This is a genomic window from Brevibacillus sp. NRRL NRS-603, assembly GCF_003013445.1.
Taxonomy (GTDB): Bacteria; Bacillota; Bacilli; order Brevibacillales; family Brevibacillaceae; genus Brevibacillus; species Brevibacillus formosus.
The window spans coordinates 1-18375 of record NZ_PXZN01000017.1 but is presented as its reverse complement, the minus strand read 5'-3'; the positions used below and the strand labels follow the sequence as shown (position 1 = coordinate 18375).

General features: G+C 47.2%; 11 protein-coding genes, 9 tRNA genes and 1 pseudogene. 2 read left to right on the top strand and 19 right to left on the bottom strand.

What is annotated here, in order from left to right; translation table 11 throughout:
• Positions 1 to 90 precede the first annotated feature (90 nt).
• Positions 91 to 4044: an nSTAND3 domain-containing NTPase gene (locus tag C7R94_RS17440; RefSeq protein WP_158264690.1), complete on the top strand. Its 3954-nt coding sequence runs from the start codon at positions 91 to 93 to the stop codon at positions 4042 to 4044.
• A 530-nt stretch (positions 4045 to 4574) separates the two neighbouring features.
• Here the strand turns inward: C7R94_RS17440 and C7R94_RS17435 are convergent.
• The 9 genes and pseudogenes from C7R94_RS17435 to sigW all read right to left on the bottom strand — a co-directional run bounded on the left by C7R94_RS17435 (position 4575) and on the right by sigW (position 15998).
• Positions 4575 to 5507, bottom strand: a pseudogene (locus C7R94_RS17435) (NAD(P)-dependent alcohol dehydrogenase).
• A 985-nt stretch (positions 5508 to 6492) separates the two neighbouring features.
• On the bottom strand, positions 6493 to 6648 hold the full coding sequence (locus C7R94_RS30075) for a hypothetical protein (protein ID WP_158264689.1): 156 nt from the start codon (positions 6646 to 6648) through the stop codon (positions 6493 to 6495).
• A gap of 727 nt (positions 6649 to 7375) precedes the next feature.
• Complete coding sequence (locus C7R94_RS17425) at positions 7376 to 8425, bottom strand: RES family NAD+ phosphorylase (RefSeq protein WP_146142805.1); 1050 nt, start codon at positions 8423 to 8425, stop codon at positions 7376 to 7378.
• A 492-nt stretch (positions 8426 to 8917) separates the two neighbouring features.
• Complete coding sequence (gene glmS, locus C7R94_RS17420) at positions 8918 to 10750, bottom strand: glutamine--fructose-6-phosphate transaminase (isomerizing) (RefSeq protein ID WP_106783243.1); 1833 nt, start codon at positions 10748 to 10750, stop codon at positions 8918 to 8920.
• A gap of 483 nt (positions 10751 to 11233) precedes the next feature.
• The gene (glmM, locus tag C7R94_RS17415) at positions 11234 to 12580 is read right to left on the bottom strand and encodes a phosphoglucosamine mutase (RefSeq protein WP_012684019.1); all 1347 of its coding nucleotides are present in this window, start codon (positions 12578 to 12580) and stop codon (positions 11234 to 11236) included.
• 43 nt (positions 12581 to 12623) lie between these two features.
• Positions 12624 to 13871 carry a CdaR family protein gene (locus C7R94_RS17410; RefSeq protein ID WP_106783241.1) on the bottom strand — a complete coding sequence of 416 codons (1248 nt, stop codon included), beginning with the start codon at positions 13869 to 13871 and terminating at the stop codon, positions 12624 to 12626.
• Entirely contained in the window at positions 13864 to 14688 is an 825-nt protein-coding gene (cdaA, locus tag C7R94_RS17405; RefSeq protein ID WP_007725283.1) for a diadenylate cyclase CdaA, read from the bottom strand. Before cdaA ends, C7R94_RS17410 begins: the two co-directional genes overlap by 8 nt.
• Before the next feature lie 105 nt (positions 14689 to 14793).
• Positions 14794 to 15417 (bottom strand): zf-HC2 domain-containing protein, encoded by a 624-nt coding sequence (locus tag C7R94_RS17400; RefSeq protein ID WP_106783239.1) that lies wholly within the window; start codon positions 15415 to 15417, stop codon positions 14794 to 14796.
• 17 nt (positions 15418 to 15434) lie between these two features.
• Entirely contained in the window at positions 15435 to 15998 is a 564-nt protein-coding gene (gene sigW / locus C7R94_RS17395) for an RNA polymerase sigma factor SigW (protein WP_007725279.1), read from the bottom strand.
• Between the two features lie 158 nt (positions 15999 to 16156).
• Here sigW and C7R94_RS17390 point away from each other — a divergent pair, with 158 nt between their 5' ends.
• Complete coding sequence (locus C7R94_RS17390) at positions 16157 to 16327, top strand: Spo0E family sporulation regulatory protein-aspartic acid phosphatase (RefSeq protein WP_412679233.1); 171 nt, start codon at positions 16157 to 16159, stop codon at positions 16325 to 16327.
• 93 nt (positions 16328 to 16420) lie between these two features.
• Here C7R94_RS17390 and rocF read toward each other — a convergent pair whose 3' ends face one another.
• The 10 genes from rocF to C7R94_RS17340 all read right to left on the bottom strand — a co-directional run bounded on the left by rocF (position 16421) and on the right by C7R94_RS17340 (position 18351).
• Entirely contained in the window at positions 16421 to 17317 is an 897-nt protein-coding gene (gene rocF / locus C7R94_RS17385; protein ID WP_106783385.1) for an arginase, read from the bottom strand.
• Positions 17318 to 17489: 172 nt separating this feature from the next.
• Positions 17490 to 17563 (bottom strand) — tRNA-Gly (locus C7R94_RS17380).
• Positions 17564 to 17571: 8 nt separating this feature from the next.
• Positions 17572 to 17648, bottom strand: a tRNA-Pro gene (locus C7R94_RS17375).
• A 5-nt stretch (positions 17649 to 17653) separates the two neighbouring features.
• Positions 17654 to 17730: transfer RNA gene (locus C7R94_RS17370), tRNA-Arg, on the bottom strand.
• A 20-nt stretch (positions 17731 to 17750) separates the two neighbouring features.
• Positions 17751 to 17826: transfer RNA gene (locus tag C7R94_RS17365), tRNA-Lys, on the bottom strand.
• A gap of 6 nt (positions 17827 to 17832) precedes the next feature.
• Positions 17833 to 17907, bottom strand: a tRNA-Gln gene (locus C7R94_RS17360).
• 20 nt (positions 17908 to 17927) lie between these two features.
• Positions 17928 to 18012 (bottom strand) — tRNA-Tyr (locus C7R94_RS17355).
• Between the two features lie 8 nt (positions 18013 to 18020).
• Positions 18021 to 18096: transfer RNA gene (locus C7R94_RS17350), tRNA-Val, on the bottom strand.
• A gap of 86 nt (positions 18097 to 18182) precedes the next feature.
• Positions 18183 to 18256, bottom strand: a tRNA-Glu gene (locus C7R94_RS17345).
• A gap of 19 nt (positions 18257 to 18275) precedes the next feature.
• Positions 18276 to 18351 (bottom strand) — tRNA-Thr (locus C7R94_RS17340).
• Positions 18352 to 18375 lie beyond the last annotated feature (24 nt).

The window sequence follows — 18375 nt, the reverse complement described above, 5'->3', positions numbered from 1 at the left end:
ACAGGGATTGAACTACTTTGATAGGGAACAGAACCATAAGAGCTGCAATATGGCTTTATTTTTGTTCAGGCTGACTGGATGAGAGGTGACATGATGACCGTTGAAATCGCAGGAGTTCGAGGCTATGAGTACCAGTATCTCGTTTCTGCTTATGTGGCGCTGGAGCTACTGGATCAAGAAAACGTTGGCATCTATATCGAATGTGCGGATGGCGAAGATTCGCGGATTACCTTTCAGGCCGCGGGCAAACCTTATATTTTGGACGTGCAAGTGAAGGACCGCTCCGGACAAATTGATTTAGCGGAGTTTTCGAGTTGGATTAGCCATTTTGACAAGCATAGCCGGGATATGAACTTGCTGGAGAAATTAAAGCAGGACGCCAATCGCTTTGTATTATTTGTAACGAATGCCCGCTGCCGGGACGACGTGAGCCTGTTTGTAGATTCGAATGAGGTTTATTTGCCGTTAACGGCAGGGATGAACAACGACTTATTGGCGCGGGTCAAAACAAATGTGTTGGCCCACTACACGGATGCGACTCCTGCTGGGCAAGGGCGTCGGCGTTTTTTGGAGCAGTTTTTTAGTGATAACCCAAACAATCAGCTTAGGACGATTTTGAAAAAAAACCGCGTCTGGGAGTCTATGGACTGGGATACCGTTTATGAACGGCTAGCGCGTCTGCTCAATAGAAAATACGCCGTTCCGCAAAGCGAAACAGATGGCGTCATTAGCAAGCTGGACGAGCTAGTTCGGCAAGGCCGCGATTCCGGGCAATCCATCACGGAGGATGTCGTTAGACTGCTTGCTGCTTTCAACGGCAATCGAATATTCCCCTATGATGAGAAGCTCGTGCCTCGCGCTGAAATGTACCTCTGCAGCGAAGCTTTGGAAGCTTCCCATGTGCTGCTGCTGACAGGGGTATCCTTCTGTGGCAAAACGTATTTGGCGAAGGAAATTGCCCAACGTTATCAGGAGTCTGGCTTTAGAGTGAAAATAACAAGTGAGCTAGATGGGGACAGCGGTGCGCTCGCCTTTTTGCGGCATGTAAGCCATGAGGAGAGGCTGCTCGTACTGGAAGACCCATTTGGCTCGATGACCGCTCATCCACAAAGGGCCGAGCTTGTCGCTAAAGTGGAACGGCTGCTGGACGCCTGCGGCCCACATCGCAAACTGATCGTGACGACACGCAGCGATATTTTGCTTCATGCTTTGCGTCGCGGCTCGATTGCGGAATGCCGCATGAAGGCACATGTATGGCATGATTTGACGGCTGATGAAGCTGCGATCGGAGAGCAAATTTGGATGCGCTATTATGGTGCGTCGGCTTCATCTGTGACATTGTTTCAGCGTTTGCGGGGCTGGCTGGAGCGTAATGAACGTACGAGCGTCTTGCAACCAGGACAAATCGTGCACCTCTATTATGCGCAGCCTGATCTGGGTGTGCTGGAGCAATGGGAGGAGTCGGCAATCGTTAATGAAGCGCGGATCGACTCTAATCGCTTGGCACGGCAAATTGACGATCAGGGACAGAACAGCAAGCGTGTGTTTATGGCGCTTGGTTTAAGCTGCAACACCTATCGAGCGGCAAAGCTCGACGATTTGGCGTTTCTGTTAAGTGAATCAACGGAGGAGCCAGCGCTTAACGCCAAGCGTGACGGGCCTGTTATACGTGCCTATAATTTTGGGGGCAAAGGAGCGGAGAAGCCGCCATTTCCAGTCTACCAGGCAACTTATAAAATTACGGACAACGATGTGGAAGCGCTTCGTGATTTACGCGACCGCGGCTATATCAAAGTTGATCCGGTTTATAAAACGATTGTGTTTGCCCATCCGATTTACTACCACGCGAGCAAAATCGTATTCCAAACGAGTCTGGAGGACGTTTTGGCCGACAAGGAGAGCATCTTGCGCTTGTTAGGCCGAAGTTTGGCCTCACCTTCTAAAGAAGGAAACCTGTGTGCGCTTATGATGGCAGAGTGGCATTATGCCGAGACGCAAGATGCCACGCTTAAACAGCGAATCAAGGCATTGCTGCTAAGAAGTCTGCATTCGTTGTTTCCGTCTGTGAAGGATCGGGTCATTATGTATTTCGATAGTCGGATGGATGAGCTGGACGATCAGGAGCAGAAGGCGTTTGTAAGTGCTGTAAAAGTTCAAAGCTCGATGAGCGACAATGATATTTTGTGGCATAGGGGCGAGCCGTATTTTAATACGGCGACGGAGCGTAGTGCCAGTTTTGGCTGGCTGGACTGGGATGAGGACAGACATGCAGCAAGACTGCAAAAATTGGCGGCAAGCGAGCCACTTACTGCTGAAGAAATACGGGATATGCTAGTAGTTCGCGATGCAGCCAAAATGGAGCCAGCGGACCTGCTGCACGTTATTCGGCTGGCGCTATCTTATGATGAAAGCTTTATTCGAGCAAAAGCGGTGGAGCTCCTGTTTCAACAGTTCGCATATACGTTCGAGGATATTGCAAGCTACTTGGAGCCGAACGAGCATCCGGACTATATTTATAAGCTGTTTCGCGGCGCTTTGTCCAGTTGGAGCAGCTATACACCACAAGCGAAGTCTGCGATTTTAGATTATGTTCGGAACTCGCTGTCGATTATGTCCGTTGCGCTACGCTCTAAACGTTTTTTGGAAAATTTCGAGGATCGGTATGCGCGGGATGGCCTAGCTTGGGATGAACTCACAGACGAGGAGGCCCGCGAGCTATGGTTTGTTTGGTACGATGTGTTTATTGCGCTGCTAAACCATTTTCCGTCCCAATATATGGAGATGAATGAAGCGCATATGATGAACGTAGCGAGAAAGTCGCTCGCCCATGTTGATGATTTGGAGCGTATTGTCCAATTGGCAATCTCTTGGCATCGTTGGCTGCATCATTATAGCGAGCATCATTTTCCACAGGATTATGGCATGAATGTTGCGGATTATTTGCTGGAAGGAACAGGACAGGCTGCTGACGTTAGGGCAGAGCTGTTCCAAGAACTGCTGGCGGTCCGGCAAACTAGTATGCTCACGGTTACGATCGGCACATTGGTAGACCATTGGCCCTCGCTGTCAAGTGGCGAACGGGCTGAGCTAATAGCGGTGTTGCAAGCCGAACGAGAGGATGTCCGCTGGCTGCGTGGAGTTGCGCTGAACCGCCGCGCTGTTCCTGATGAAGTGCAAATTGCGATTTTGGGCGAGGTCTTATTTGGACAAGAGATTGGTGTTGTAGTGGATCGGCTGTTGTCGGAAGGACTGCTGGAATGCTGCCTCAACGTCCATTGCGGTTACCCCCAGCCGTTATGGTGGAATGGCTATCATCATCAAAACGGAAAGTTATGGAATCGTGTTATTGTGGAGGTGTTAGGGCGACCACCGGAGGGGCGCTGCTTCGATATTGCGTTGCGGGAGTTTATAGATGCGCTTTACAATCATGATATGCGCCGATTTGGAGACAGTATGGCCGTGTATATGAGGCTGATCGCTAATCCCGCTCAACGACAGGTGTTGTTTCGTCAGTTGCTGACGGTTACAGCAACAAACAACCAAAGTAATAAACAAATGTGGGATTTGCTGCTTGCCCATAGCTCCGAGGAGGAGCGACAGCAATTTTTCACACTCATCGCAGAGAATATTGAAGCTGTCCAATACCAGTGTGATGATAGAAAGGATTTGTTGGAGCTATTTGAGTGGGAGGTTGTATTTGGCCAGTTGTGCTCTAGACTGGGCATCGACCATGAGGTTGTAGATTTTTGCTTCCAGCATATGGATTATGCTAAGCAGCAAGCACCGGCCTCGCTTGCCGACGATGAGAAGCATGGGCGACTGCTCGACAATTTTAAAGCATTAATTAGCTTGGTATTTGAGCATAATCCGCCAAGAATGACGTTAACAAACCGGATTGTTGGCAACACGCTGCGCAAATTGCGTATTGCCGATGACGAAATTGATCGGCTGCTTGAAGCTAATCGACAGCGGCTTATCGAGTCGGGCTCCGAGCAAGCGCAATCGTTTCACGATCATTACGAGTTGGAGCATTGGGTGCAGTGATGGCGCAACGGCTCTAGTAGGAAGCGTTAAGTTTACATTTTCCGAACAACATACATCTCGTGAACGTGATCATTGCAGACTGGCGGCGGACAAGGCAAACAACGCAGCACAAGGACAGAGGTAGCTTGGTAAACGTGGGTAATGACCAGTAACGACTACTTTCCGTGGTGAGAACCATGGCTATACTTGTACGGGATTTGAGCGCTGAGGAAGGCAATCGCCTTCTGCGAATTGCACGGAAAGGTGCAAACCCAGTTGAAGTCCGCCCCGTGTCAGCAGAAAATAATGTATTAGACTGGATCTCTTTATTCCACGCGGCTTTTCGAAACGCCATCCGTCAGACTCAATAAAATAAGGATTAGACTGAACCTAGAAATTGAAACAGCGATAGCCAAGGACGAGAAAATAAAGTCCTAGACTGTCGCTGTTTCATTGAACTATCGAGCCCGTTAGCTAAACGCACAAGGAGTCTTCGTCTTTCGATTTCGAAACGTATTAATTCTAGCTTTTCAAGGATAAAGAAGCGAATCCTATAAACCTTGTTGGACGGTTAACACCACGTTGCCTTTCTTGTGACCCTGCTCCACATAGCGGTGGGCCTCCGCAGCTTGCCGGCCTCGATCAGCTCCTTAAGATACCTCAAGTCTTCCGCGTTTTCCCTCATTGTTCCACCGATCACCTTCTTACCGCTCGTCAAGTTGACCCATAACCCGAGAACGACCGGCAGAGGGCTAAAATGGACTAATCGCAGGTATAAGCCGTTCGGTGTCAGACGCTCGACGCAAGCCATGAACGGACTCTTTCCAACCGTATCGAAAATGATATCGTAGATCGTACCGTCATCCGCGAAGTTCTCTTCTGTATAATCGATGACTCGGTCGGCGCCCAGCGATCTTACCAAATCCAGATTCGATGTGCTGCATACCCCGGTCACTTCCGTACCGAAATGCTTGGCGAGCTGCACCGCATACGTCCCAACACTGCCGGATGCTCCGTAGACGAGTACGCGTCTGTTGCGCTGGATATTGCCCTTTCGGAGAAATTGCAAGGCAGTATAGGCACCGGCCGGAACCGCTGCCGCCTCCTCGAACGTCATGTTTGTCGGCTTCAGCGTGACGCTGGCCGTTCTCAGGTAGGCATCTGTATTCGGCATACGCGCCGAAGCCCATTCCGCTGGCAGCATAGACGGCATCCCCCGGTTTAGACCGAGTAACGCAACTGCCCGTTGATTCGACCACGCCAGCTAATTCGAATCCGAGAATCTTGATTCGCTTCGGCCTCCACAGACCATTGAACAGCCGGGCCAGGAAAGGATCTGCCTTTCGTAAGCGCCAATCCCCCGCGGCGACAGTTGCAGCATAGACTTTAATCAATATCTCGTCGTCCTTAGGTACCGGCTTGGCGACATCCCGAAGCTGCAGTACATTTGGCGGCCCGTACCGCTCATATACGATCGCCTTCATCCCTTCCCCTCCAGTCAACCTTCGCTATTTTCCCATTTTATTCGCTGTAATTAGATTAAAGTTCTGCTGAATACGCTAATTCCAGTATATGGGTGGATCACAACGACGAGCTACTACTAAAATAAGATGTTAACGGCTCCGTATAGAATAACTTGGTCTAGTTTGACATAAAAAAAACGGAAAGACTTCGTAACGCTACGCGCTGATTAGTCTTTCCGGTTTTTTCCTGAATAAGGAAGCTTCTGGACAAGCTAGAAGCATTAATTGAATCTGAGATAAGAAGCAAGCGCCAAACAAGGCAGGACTAAAACATCATTAAACTGGTGCTTTTTATTGTCTTTCAATTTTTTCCCGTATCCATAATGAGATGTAAGCTGAATGGCTCTAATAACGGGAAAGTTTCTAAAACCATTTTTTTCTGGTTCCTTATCGATAAGGTCCTTAGAAATCTTCTGAAGAGGCCCCCTACGGGGTTTTTGCGTTTTATATATGATTGTAGATCACGTACAAATGTATCTGGTCTATTTTACGTTACGCCGTGCAGCTACGCTGCCCGGCGCCAGAGGTTCGGAGGTACCACGGGCTACCCGTAGTGACTGGTTTACTTCCGAGTTTTCTTGGAGAAAATAAGAATCATCAAGACATGGAAGTTTTTCAATGGAGTTTCGCTTTATAGTGATGGAACATAAATTGTGGATCAAGACAAGACAATTTTATGTCTGAGTTTCAATTCAGTTTTTTGAATGTTAATATTCAAAAAGATTGTGTGTCACTATACCGTGACGTATAATAGGGTTGACGATGATTACGATCTACTTCCGAAGCTCTTTCGAGTAGAAGTGATCATAAAAAAACCAAAGATGTTTGGGGAAACATCTTTGGTCAATCGGCGGTCCCTCTTTGGATCGGCAAAATAGGATTTTTTGGAGATAACCTTTAGCTTTGGTCGGCGCGAGGTTATTTCTTTTTTTCGGGATATACCCGATTAATTACCGTTATTGATTATCGCTATTGCCAAATCGAGACTCTTGAGAATAATCGGAGGCAGTGTAGTGACAAGTGTCGTAACCACCACTAACCAAGTTTTGCGATCACTGGTCTTGTCACATTTCTTGCGTTTTCTCTTTTGGTCTTTCTTCATGATAAACCCCTCCTTAATAAAGAAGTTGCCTACCATCGAGTAAGACCACCATAAATTACCTCTCTCTTTCTCTATATAGTATAAACGTATCGATAGGGAAATGGAACAGACAGCCCTTAATAATTTCGAACCCGCGTCATACAAGGTTTTATCGGTCTATTGCGAACATAGATTCTTTGTGATATGGGCGTAAAAGTCTATTCTCTTTTAGTTTATATACTTTTTATAGTATTCATTTTAGTGGCATTTATTCATTAAAAACTGAATATAGTGGTTAGATCAAAAGTTTCATCGACTGTCAAGAGATTGACAATGGGGTGCCGATTACATCCTGGGCTGGCAAACGCCCCTGAGGGTAAAAATCCCAATTGCTTGGGATTTTTCAGAAACAACGAGCTATATGCAATTAACGCAAGGAAGGCCCTCCATTGATAAAGGACCTTCCCTATTCCTGCTGTAATTTCTTAATTCACCTTATACCAGCCTGGAGGAAACGGTTGAGACTATCATGGCATTCAGCGCGGAGAATCTCCGTATTATATAGGCTTTTATACTGATGACCACGAACCGTAACGAGGACAAAGTAAAGAAACCATCGCGCGACTCTTAAACGTGAATTTTACCCCCAAGCAGCCCCGCCACTGTTTTATTACGCTAACGAACCCGTTAGCTGAAAGCCTTCAGGATTGGACATTAAATACATGGAACTATTGCACTTCATATGGATTTAACCCCCGGTTCTTACGGATGCTGAGGATTCATATTTAAACCATTCCTTCAAATAATCAAAAAAAACATAGTTGCTTACATCAGGGGCCAAGACACTTTTATATTTGATTGCGTGAATGTTCTCCTTTTGGCAGCATTGTCCAAGGAAATTTGAAACCAAATATTCTTTTTTAACCCTGGAAGGGTCATTAGATACTTTAAACATGCAATAACGAAACAAGGCAACTTCATCATCGGTAATATCAATAACCTTTATTTCTGCTTCAAAGGCTAACTTCATTATGTCTATTATCGTTCCCATAGGTTGTTTCATTTCTAAAACGGCTGCTTCCTGATCTCTAGAGAGATATAAAAAACCACTACCGATTGTATTAAAACGTCCTTGTGCGCTGACTCCATTGGGTGCTTCCCACATTTCCGCTTCTGTCCAAGGCATTAGTTGATCTGAATTTCGTACACGACAACGGTAGAACGACCCGCTTATATGGCCTGTTGTGACTAAACCATTAACAGTATCGCGAATAAGCCTTCCAACTCTATGTTCCAATGCTAGCATCGGATAACGTAGTAGATGTCCGACGAATCCAATCATCTCTTCCTCAGTAACTTCCCCAATAATATCCAACAATCCAAAGGCACTTTCCAATTCCTCAACCGGTACAGGCTGTTTTGTTTCTTCAGAAACAACGGAAAAAAGGGGTTTTTGGTTATTCTGTTTTTCAGAATGATAATTATAGCGCTTAGGAAGACTACTTAAGCGGCTCATAAAGTCAAAACTCGCCTTTTCGATTGTAGGAACCACCCCGGTTTTTCGTTGAAAAGCCCTTTCTGATGCTATCCCTTGCAAGGCTTTTTCTACTAAGGAAAGCTGGTTCCAATCTACGCCTGCTATCCCTTGCAAGGCTTTTACTGCTGGTGGATGGTGGTTGAATTGTACGCCTGCTATCCCTTGCAAGGCTTTTACTGCTGGATTTATTTGCTTCAACGGAATACCTTCAAGACTTTTATTAAGTGCATTATCAAAAGATTTTTTTTGCTTCTTGCTCATATATTTAGTCCTTTCATGTATCTTTGTGGTAAGAACTAGCCCCAAAACAATTCGCCATTTTCCACCTGTTTCCTTCTACTTTAAACTACCCGTTAGTTTAACCTGGTCACCAGTCTAGAACTTTATTAATCATCTCTGCACCACACTTAGATAAAAAAGCATTAGCTAGTTAGGCTAATGCTTTTTTGGCTACCAACTATATTTTGCAAAAACAGTGGTCATAACATGCTCGCATGTATTGATTTTCCAAATATTCAAAGCTAAATTTCAGTCATTTTTAAACACAAAGAAACCTTGCTGCAGTAAAGTGAACTGTAGCAAGGCAGGGCCAATATAATTTATGTCCCGAGCAGCTTTGAACTTTAGATCTCGGAAATTTAGTAACTCTAATGTCAATTTAGTAACTCTAATGTCAATTTAGTAACTCTAATGTCAATTTAGTAACTCTAATGTCACTGAACAACAGGATTTTGTTCTTATTCCCTTCAACCCTTACTCAACCGTCACACTCTTCGCCAAGTTCCGTGGTTTATCCACGTCAAGGCCGCGAGCGACAGAAGCGTAGTAGGCAAGCAATTGCAATGGAATGACGGTCAGAATCGGTGTGAGCATTGGCAGAGTGGCTGGCATGTAAATAACCTCATCCACACTCTTCGCCAGATCGTGGTTGCCTTCAGTCGCAAAGCCCAGTACATGAGCGCCGCGAGCTTTTACTTCCACGATGTTGCTTACCGTTTTTTCGTAGATGTCTGGTTGCGTAGCCAAAGCTACAACTGGAACATTATCTTCAATCAGCGCAAGAGTACCGTGCTTCAGCTCACCAGCTGGATACGCCTCGGAGTGAATGTAGGAGATTTCCTTCAGCTTCAGAGAGCCTTCCAGCGATACCGCATAATCGAGGCTGCGGCCGATGAAGAACAGGCTGCTTACCTCTTTTGTGCCCTCTGCAAAACGACGAATTTGATCATCGTCCTTCAGCATGGAAGCAATTTTGCCAGGGATCTCGCTCAGGTGCTCAACCACTTCAGCAACCTCAGCAGCCGCCATGGTGCCTTTTACTTGAGCCAAATACAGGCTGAACAAGTACAGGGCTACTACTTGGGAGGTGTATGCTTTGGTGGATGCTACCGCTACTTCTGGACCAGCCCACGTAAAGATCACTTCCTCAGCTTCACGAGCTACAGAGCTGCCTACCACGTTGGTGATAGCCAACACCTTCACGTTGCTCTTTTTCGCCTCACGCAGTGCAGCCAGCGTGTCCGCAGTCTCACCAGATTGGCTGATGACGATCATCAGTGTCTTGTCAGTGTAGATCGGGTCACGGTAACGGAACTCGGAAGCGACTGCTACCTCTACAGGTACGCGAGTCCATTTTTCGATAACATCCTTACCGACGAGACCTGCGTGCATGGAAGTACCGCATGCCACGATGTAGATGCGATCGTATGTCGCCAGTTCCGCATCGCTCATTTTCAGCTCAGGCAAAATCACTCGCTTGTTGTCCTCGTCAATGCGGGCACCCATGGTATCGCGAACAGCTTGAGGCTGCTCGTGCATTTCCTTGAGCATGAAGGAATCATATCCGCCTTTTTCCGCTTGTACCAGATCCCACTCGACATGGAACAGTTCCCGCTCGATTTTCTCACCGGTCTCCGCGTTCATCAGTTCTACACCGTCGCGAGTCAACACAGCCATTTCGCCTTCGTTCAAAATGTACACGTCACGTGTATGCTCCAAAATAGCCGGGATATCCGAACCGATAAAGCTCTCGCCTTGGCCCACACCAACTACCAGTGGGCTAGCCAAACGAATCGCTACCAGCTTATCTGGCTCGTGCTGCGTCATGATTCCCAATGCATAAGCACCACGCATGCGTTGCACAGCACGACGCGCTGTAGAAACGATATCGCCATCGTACATGTCAGCGAGCAAGTGAGCGATAACCTCGGTATCTGTCTCAGAAGTGAACGTGTAGCCTTTTGCCAGCAGCTCTTCTTTCAATGGCAGGAAGTTTTCAATAATCCCGTTGTGAACGACTGCAAAAGCTGCTTTCTCGTCTGTATGTGGGTGGGAGTTCTCGTCAGACGGTTTTCCGTGTGTCGCCCAACGTGTATGCCCAATTCCCATAGAACCAGTCAATGGCTTCGACTCCAAACGACCTTCCAGAACAGCCAGACGTCCCTGAGCTTTTGAGTACTCCAAGCCGTTTTCGTTCACGACAGCAACCCCTGCTGAATCATAGCCGCGATATTCCAGCTTGCGAAGTCCTCCGATTACGATGTCTTGCGCTTGTTTATTTCCAATATATCCAACGATTCCGCACATAAGTGTATGGTCCCCTTCCAAATTGGCGAGGGACTTCCACCCGAACAATGGTACGGGGGTGAGTCCCCCGCCATTCCATGTTTTTTATAGGTTCACTTTGTTTCATTTATTTCGGCAATGGCAAAAAACGTATCACACGCAAGGTTTTGTCCATCAGATCACCCTGATGTTTTGTCCCTGCGCTCTGCGGCAGTGATACTGCTGCCGGGAGGTATCCGCCGAATCCTTCGATAAACCTCCACCTCGTCCACTAAGGCTCCATGTCGGGCAGCCTCAGTGCTGGCGCTTTCCAATGGTATGCATTTGATTTACAATGCTTGTTCTTTTTTGCACAATCCCTCCCATTTTTTTCCTTCTTGGTGCTAGTGCACATGAACACTGTACCACAGATTGTGGAGAGCGACAATATCTTGTCGTCGTATTGTAGTTGTATGCAATAAGGAGCGGCATCGAAACCGCTCCCTGCAACTTTTTACACTAATTTTACACCAATTGTTGTTTGACTACGTCAACGATCCGATTCACGAGCCCTTCCAACTGTGCGGCATCTGGACCTTCTGCCATGACACGTACGATTGGCTCTGTTCCGGACGGACGAACCAGAACGCGACCGTTGCCAGCCAAATCTTCTTCTACTTCACGAATCGCCTGCGCAATGGCTTCATTGCCATTCAGCTTTGACTTGTCCTCTACACGGACATTGATCAGGAGCTGCGGATACTTGACCATCACTTGTTTGAGCTCGGACAATGGCTTGCCAGACTCCTTGATGATGTTCAAGAGCTGCAGACCTGTTAACAGACCGTCTCCTGTCGTATTGTAGTCCAGGAAAACGATATGGCCGGACTGTTCACCACCGAGATTATAGCCGCCGCGCAGCATCTCTTCTACGACATAGCGATCCCCGACAGCAGTCTTCGTCGTATTGATGGAGCACTCTTCCATCCCTTTGAAGAAGCCCATGTTGGCCATTACGGTCGTGACAACTGTATTGTTGTTGAGCTTTCCTTTAGCCTTGAGCGCTCGTGCACAGATCGCCATAATATAGTCGCCGTCGATGATTTCACCATTATTATCCACTGCAATGCAGCGATCTGCGTCCCCATCAAAGGAAAGGCCCAGGTCAGCTTTATGCTTCAGTACTTCTTCTACTAGACGTTCTGGATGCGTTGAACCGCACTGGTCATTGATGTTGATTCCATTCGGATTCGCACCAATCGTGATCACTTCTGCGTCCACATCCGCAAACAGACGAGCTGCCAATGATGAGACAGCACCATTTGCACAGTCCAAGACTACCTTCAGACCGTCAAATCGCTCAGATACGGTACTCTTCAAGTGAGAGAGGTACTTTTGTCCACCCTCCAGGAATTCCAGAACCGTCCCGATTTGTTCGCCTGTTGGTCGAGGCATCGTATCCTCTGCCGCGTCCAAATACTGCTCTACTTCAGCTTCCACTTCGTCGGACAGTTTAAAACCGTTGCTGCCGAAGAACTTGATTCCGTTATCCGGAAACGGATTGTGAGAAGCGGAGATCATAACACCCGCATCTGCACCAAGTGCACGTGTGAGATACGCTACCCCCGAGGTGGAGATAACACCCAATCTGACTACTTCTGCTCCAACCGATAACAGTCCAGCCAAAAGTGCGTTTTCCAGCATTTGTCCGGAAATGCGCGTATCGCGCCCAATCACCACTTTTGGTTTCCCTTCCTGCTTGTGTCTGGTGAGAACGTAACCACCAACGCGTCCGATTTTAAATGCCAGTTCGGGTGTCAGTTGTGTATTTGCTACACCGCGTACACCGTCTGTTCCGAAATACTTCCCCATGATTGTCCCTCATTTCCTTCCTTGTGCACACAACAGCTTATGTCTACCTTTGCTTGTTCGTGATTTGAATTGTGACCTTTTTCGGTGCGCTCGCAGAAGTCTTGATATACTCCGACTGATTGAAGATGTAATTCAATGGTACTTCGTATACACCCGCCGGCATATTGCTGACATCTGCTACGACCTGCAAGTCTTCATGCCTCAACTGATTCAGCACTACTGGAGCGCCGATCACGTCGAAGTCGATTGTAGACATCTCTTGGCCATCGGTGGATAGTACCTTTGCTTCCATGCTTTCTGATAGCCCGCTAATGCGAACCGGAATTTTATCCAAACGCTTGGTCGTTGATGGAACGACTTTCAGCGATACGGTCAAATACTCCGGCTCTACCTTCACGATATTATCCATTAACGGTATCTTTAGCTCTATATCGCGATCTGATGTAATGTTGCCGAGATCGATTTCCGGCCCTGGGTATGTGTTGGATTTGATGCCATCAATGACTTCCTTCGGCCCATAGACCGTGACCTCTTCCACATTCATACCCATACTAGCCAAACTATAGCCATTCGGCAATTCATTCGTCAAGTTTAATTTGATTGGCACTTTAGCAAACGGACTCGTTACGGGAATGTTCACTTCTACCGTAAGCGGCACCACATCTGCCCCCTGAATGACGTTGCCAGACTTGTCCACGACTTTGAGCGGAACCGTTGTTTTGATTGCGGAAGTAGCCCCTTCCAGGTCAACCGAAGCCTTAACCGCTGCTACCTTATTTACTTGGCTTTCTGGCACCCTTACAAGCGCTCTAAACGGCTTCACGATAGGCTCTCCAGCCGTATAACCAAGGGCGACCTGCCCCAATTTCTCCACGGAAACTTCACGCTCAACGGTCTTCTTCTCTTCCAAGGTAATTTCCACGATATTCGGGATGATTCCTACCTTGACTTCATCCGGGAATCCCTTGTACTGAACAGGTACACGATGTGTTCCTTTGCCCAGGCTCGTCGCATCGACATACACTTCCCACGAGTCCTCCGGAAAGAAATTGTGTCGATAAAAAGGATTATTGCTTTCCAAGGCGACCTTTACCGTTCGTTGTTGCTTGACCACCTGATAACGGTCCGTATCGTATTTCACATGCAAATTGACACTATCAATAAAAGTTGGCTGACTTGCCTCAGGAGTCGTCGTTTGTTCGGCTTCCAGATTGACAATCATCCACGTCATGATAGCCAAAAGCAACGCAACAGCACGTGCAAACCAGTGACTGTTTAACCATTTATCCATGTTTTCGCCTCCATTGCCAACGACTTCCCATGGATTTGCCTTTGGACAGAGGCTGAAGCTGTTCTGTCAGCATCTCTGCCAGTTGCGCCTCCGTCAGATTGCGATTCATTGCTCCATGTGCGGCAAAGGATACCTGACCAGTCTCTTCGGATACGATGATCGCAATGCCATCGGAAACCTCACTTAACCCTATTGCCGCTCGATGACGTGTCCCCAACTCCTTGGAAATGGAATTGTTCTCAGACAGTGGAAGATAACAGGCAGCAGCCATAATCATGTCTTTTCGCATAATGACTGCACCATCATGCAACGGTGTATTCGGGATGAAAATATTAATCAGCAGCTCCGAGCTGACTCGCCCATTAATGCCAATCCCCGTTTCCACGTAGTCATTTAGACCCGTCTCTCTCTCAATGACGATCAGTGCCCCAATGCGACGCTTGGCCATGTACGTAACCGATTTGCCCACCTCTTGAACCAAGCGGCTAACCGCCTCGTCATCCTGCGTACTGCTTGAACGGGAAAAAAGCTTTCCTCGACCAAGCTGCTCCAGTGCTCGACGCAACTCCGGCTGGAAGATGATGACGACCGCCAAAACCCCGAATGTAAAAGCTTGATTCATCAGCGCGTGCAGTGCCGTCAGCTGGAAGTATTTGCTAAGGAACCATGTGATGACGATGACCATAATCCCTTTCAGCAATTGTACAGCGCGCGTCCCACGAATAAGCATAATAATTTTATAGAACACGTATGTAACGAGTAAAATATCCGTTGCATACCGTAGCAAATCCCCATAATCCATGGATATCGATATCATAACGAAGCCCCCATATCTCGCTCCATCTAATGAAGTCAGTCTATCTCCTGCGGAAAAAGCACGGCTCCACTGCCGTGCTCTGATAGCTGTACTCTCTATTTTCTCTTATGGCAAGATCGGAAGCAAGTCATTTCCAATATTTTTCACCTCATACCAAATCCAATCTACGATTGCTTCGATCGATTCGGTATTTCCTACGACTTGGGCGGTAGATGCCACGAACACTTTTCCTTCAATGGCCACAACATTTCCTGTTACATGCCCTTGAACATCAATGTTTCCGTTGCGGACAACCAAGTCTCCATTAATATTGGTTCCAGCTGGTACAACCACGACATTGCGTTCACGATCTATTTTTAATTTATCCAAATTAGCAGAGGATACCTGTAGAGTGTCATCCTGATCAAACCAACTGTTGAGTACGCTGCCGGTCATCAAGAAGAGAAATACCGCTGCAGCTGTCAAAAACGGATGATTACGAAGCCATCCTGATAACAGATTCGCCTTCGTCGGCGCAGGCAATTGCGCAAGTACACGAGCTGTAAAATCAGAAGAGACATGAATATGTGAAGCGCTTTGAACAAAAGCGATGGCTCTCTGCAACTCATGCATATGCTGGCGACAACTCACACAAGACTCTATGTGCGTTTGCAATTGCAGATTGGCTAATTCATCAGTGTCCCCATCCAGATATTCGTGGATGAGGCAAATCATATCCCGGCATTCCATCGTGATTTTCTCCTTTCTCACATCAATCGCAACTTGCTGCGTAATGCTTCCCTTCCTCGGTGAATACGCGTCTTGATTGTCGTTATGGGAAGCTTTACGATATCGCTGATCTCCTGCAACGACAAATCCTCGATATAACGCAAGATCATAATCGAGCGATATTTAGGCTGTAAGTGAGACAAAGCATCTTGCACGGTCTCCTGCAGCTCCTGTGTTACGACTTTGTCCTCCGGTGTTCGCTCGTTAGAAGACAGGCGTGAATACCAGTCCAGGCCTTGCCCTGGTTCGGTTTCTTCATCCAATGAAAAGTCAGGTCGTTTTTTTCGGCCACGGTCGATACATAGATTGGTCGCGATCCTGTAGATCCACGTGGAGAACTTATAATTGTCATCGTATGAATGCAAATTGGCATAGACACGCAAAAATGTTTCTTGCGCGATGTCCTCTGCATCCTGACGGTTTCCCACCATACGATATGCGAGCTGAAATATCTTGTCTTTATAAATCTCGATTAACTCCGCAAAAGCTTCACGGTCTCCGCGTTTTGCCCGCTGAGTCAACCGTTTCTCTACAAAATCCATGCGATCCTCCCCACAATACCGTAATCCTATATACGGATGATACTGCATATGGTTTCATTTTTAATCTTGTGTTTGTGCAGATAATTTGTTGGGAAATAGAGGAATAAGCGTATGGCTTTCCTCTATATATAAATAATGATAGCTCATTTATCTTACAGGTGGAAAGGAGAGTGCAACGATTGTCAAAAAAAGACGTTCTCCTCGAGATTGAAATGCTGCGAAAAGAACTCAACGATCAGTACAAAAAACAAGCCTGCATTACTCCAGAATTAGTTTCGCTAAGTGTACAACTGGACCAACTATTAAATAAACTTCGTCTCCATCCTTAGAATGTACCGCTTTCCCCTATCAATGTAAAGATGCGGTAAAACAAAAAAAGAGGGCCAAGTGCCTCTCTTTTTTCATGATATGCTTCTATTATTTTACAGTAATTTATCACCAAAAACGGAACTCATTAAAGCGACGGCAACGCGAGCTGTCATGTTTTCTCGGTCAAGAATCGGGTTGACCTCCACAAATTCTGCCGAACAAAGAACATCTGCATCTGCCAGCATTTCCAATGAGACATGCCCTTCACGATAGGAGATACCACCTATTACTGGCGTCCCTACTCCCGGAGCATCATGTGGATCAAGCCCATCCAAGTCGAGGCTCAAATGCACGCCATCTGTGTTTTTGGACACATGCGCGATTGCCTCATCCATGACTCGAGCCATACCCAACTTATCAATTTCATGCATGGTGAAAACCTTCATCCCAATACGCTTGATCAATTCACGCTCACCTTGATCCAGATCACGCGCACCGATGATGACCACGTTTTCTGCCTTTACCTTTGGTGTATATCCCCCAATGTTCGTCAGACGATCGTGCCCATACCCCAAGCTCGCTGCCAGAGGCATACCGTGAATATTTCCCGATGGAGAAGTGGCACCTGTATTCAAATCACCATGAGCGTCAAACCAAATGACACCCAGGTTTTTTACGTGCTTCGCCACACCCGCTATGGTTCCAAGGGCAATACTGTGATCGCCACCCAATACGAGCGGGAAGCGACCAGCAGTCATGATATCGCTTACAACATTGGCAAGCTTTTCATTGGCTTCCACGACTTCATCCAGGTATTTATGGTTTTCCGTCTCAGTGAAGTGATGAGGGCGCGTTACAAAAATATCTCCTCGGTCTTCAATATTGAAACCCATCTTTTCCAGGCGTGCTACAACACCTGCATAACGGATAGCGCTAGGTCCCATATCAACTCCGCGGCGGTCTGCACCTAGATCCATCGGTACACCAACAATGCTCATGTTTTTGTTCATAAAAGTGCCACCCTTTCCTTCGTTCATTTCATTCTCTACTCCTATATTGTAGCCTCGGAAGGCAAAATGACTCAACTCGACATGATTTTGCATAAATAACCTGTCGGACAAGCTTTGTCAAAAACACAAAAAAACGAGCAACCATTTCGGTTTCTCGTTTCTAGTAAGCATATGGAGCGGGTGATGGGAATCGAACCCACGCGACCAGCTTGGAAGGCTGGAGTTCTACCATTGAACTACACCCGCATAAAAAATGGTCGGGAAGACAGGATTCGAACCTGCGACCCCTTGGTCCCAAGCCAAGTACTCTACCAAGCTGAGCTACTTCCCGATAAGTGGCGTGCCCTGAGAGATTCGAACTCCCGACCTTTTGATTCGTAGTCAAACGCTCTATCCAGCTGAGCTAAGGGCACTTATATGATTTTTAAAAAACTGGTGAGCCATGAAGGACTCGAACCTTCGACCCTCTGATTAAAAGTCAGATGCTCTACCAACTGAGCTAATGGCTCGCAAAATGGCTGGGGTACTAGGATTTGAACCTAGGAATGACGGAGTCAAAGTCCGTTGCCTTACCGCTTGGCTATACCCCAACAACCCGCAAAATAAAAAATGGTGGGGAGAGACGGATTCGAACCGCCGAACCCGGAGGGAGCAGATTTACAGTCTGCCGTGTTTAGCCACTTCACTATCTCCCCATTTTTTATGGTGGAGGCTGACGGGATCGAACCGCCGACCCTCTGCTTGTAAGGCAGATGCTCTCCCAGCTGAGCTAAGCCTCCAAATCCCTGACAAAGTGACGAGTATGCTTCTTAGCATACTCTGAGAACTTTGCAGGTACCTTAAGCATTCTTAAGGTGTTTTTAGGTGACCCGTAGGGGATTCGAACCCCTGAATGACAGCGTGAAAGGCTGCTGTGTTAAACCGCTTCACCAACGGGCCATTTTCAATAGGTTACTTCTGGTGCTCCCGACAGGAATCGAACCTGCGACCTCTTCCTTACCATGGAAACGCTCTACCGACTGAGCTACAGGAGCATATTATGGCTCCTCGGGACGGAC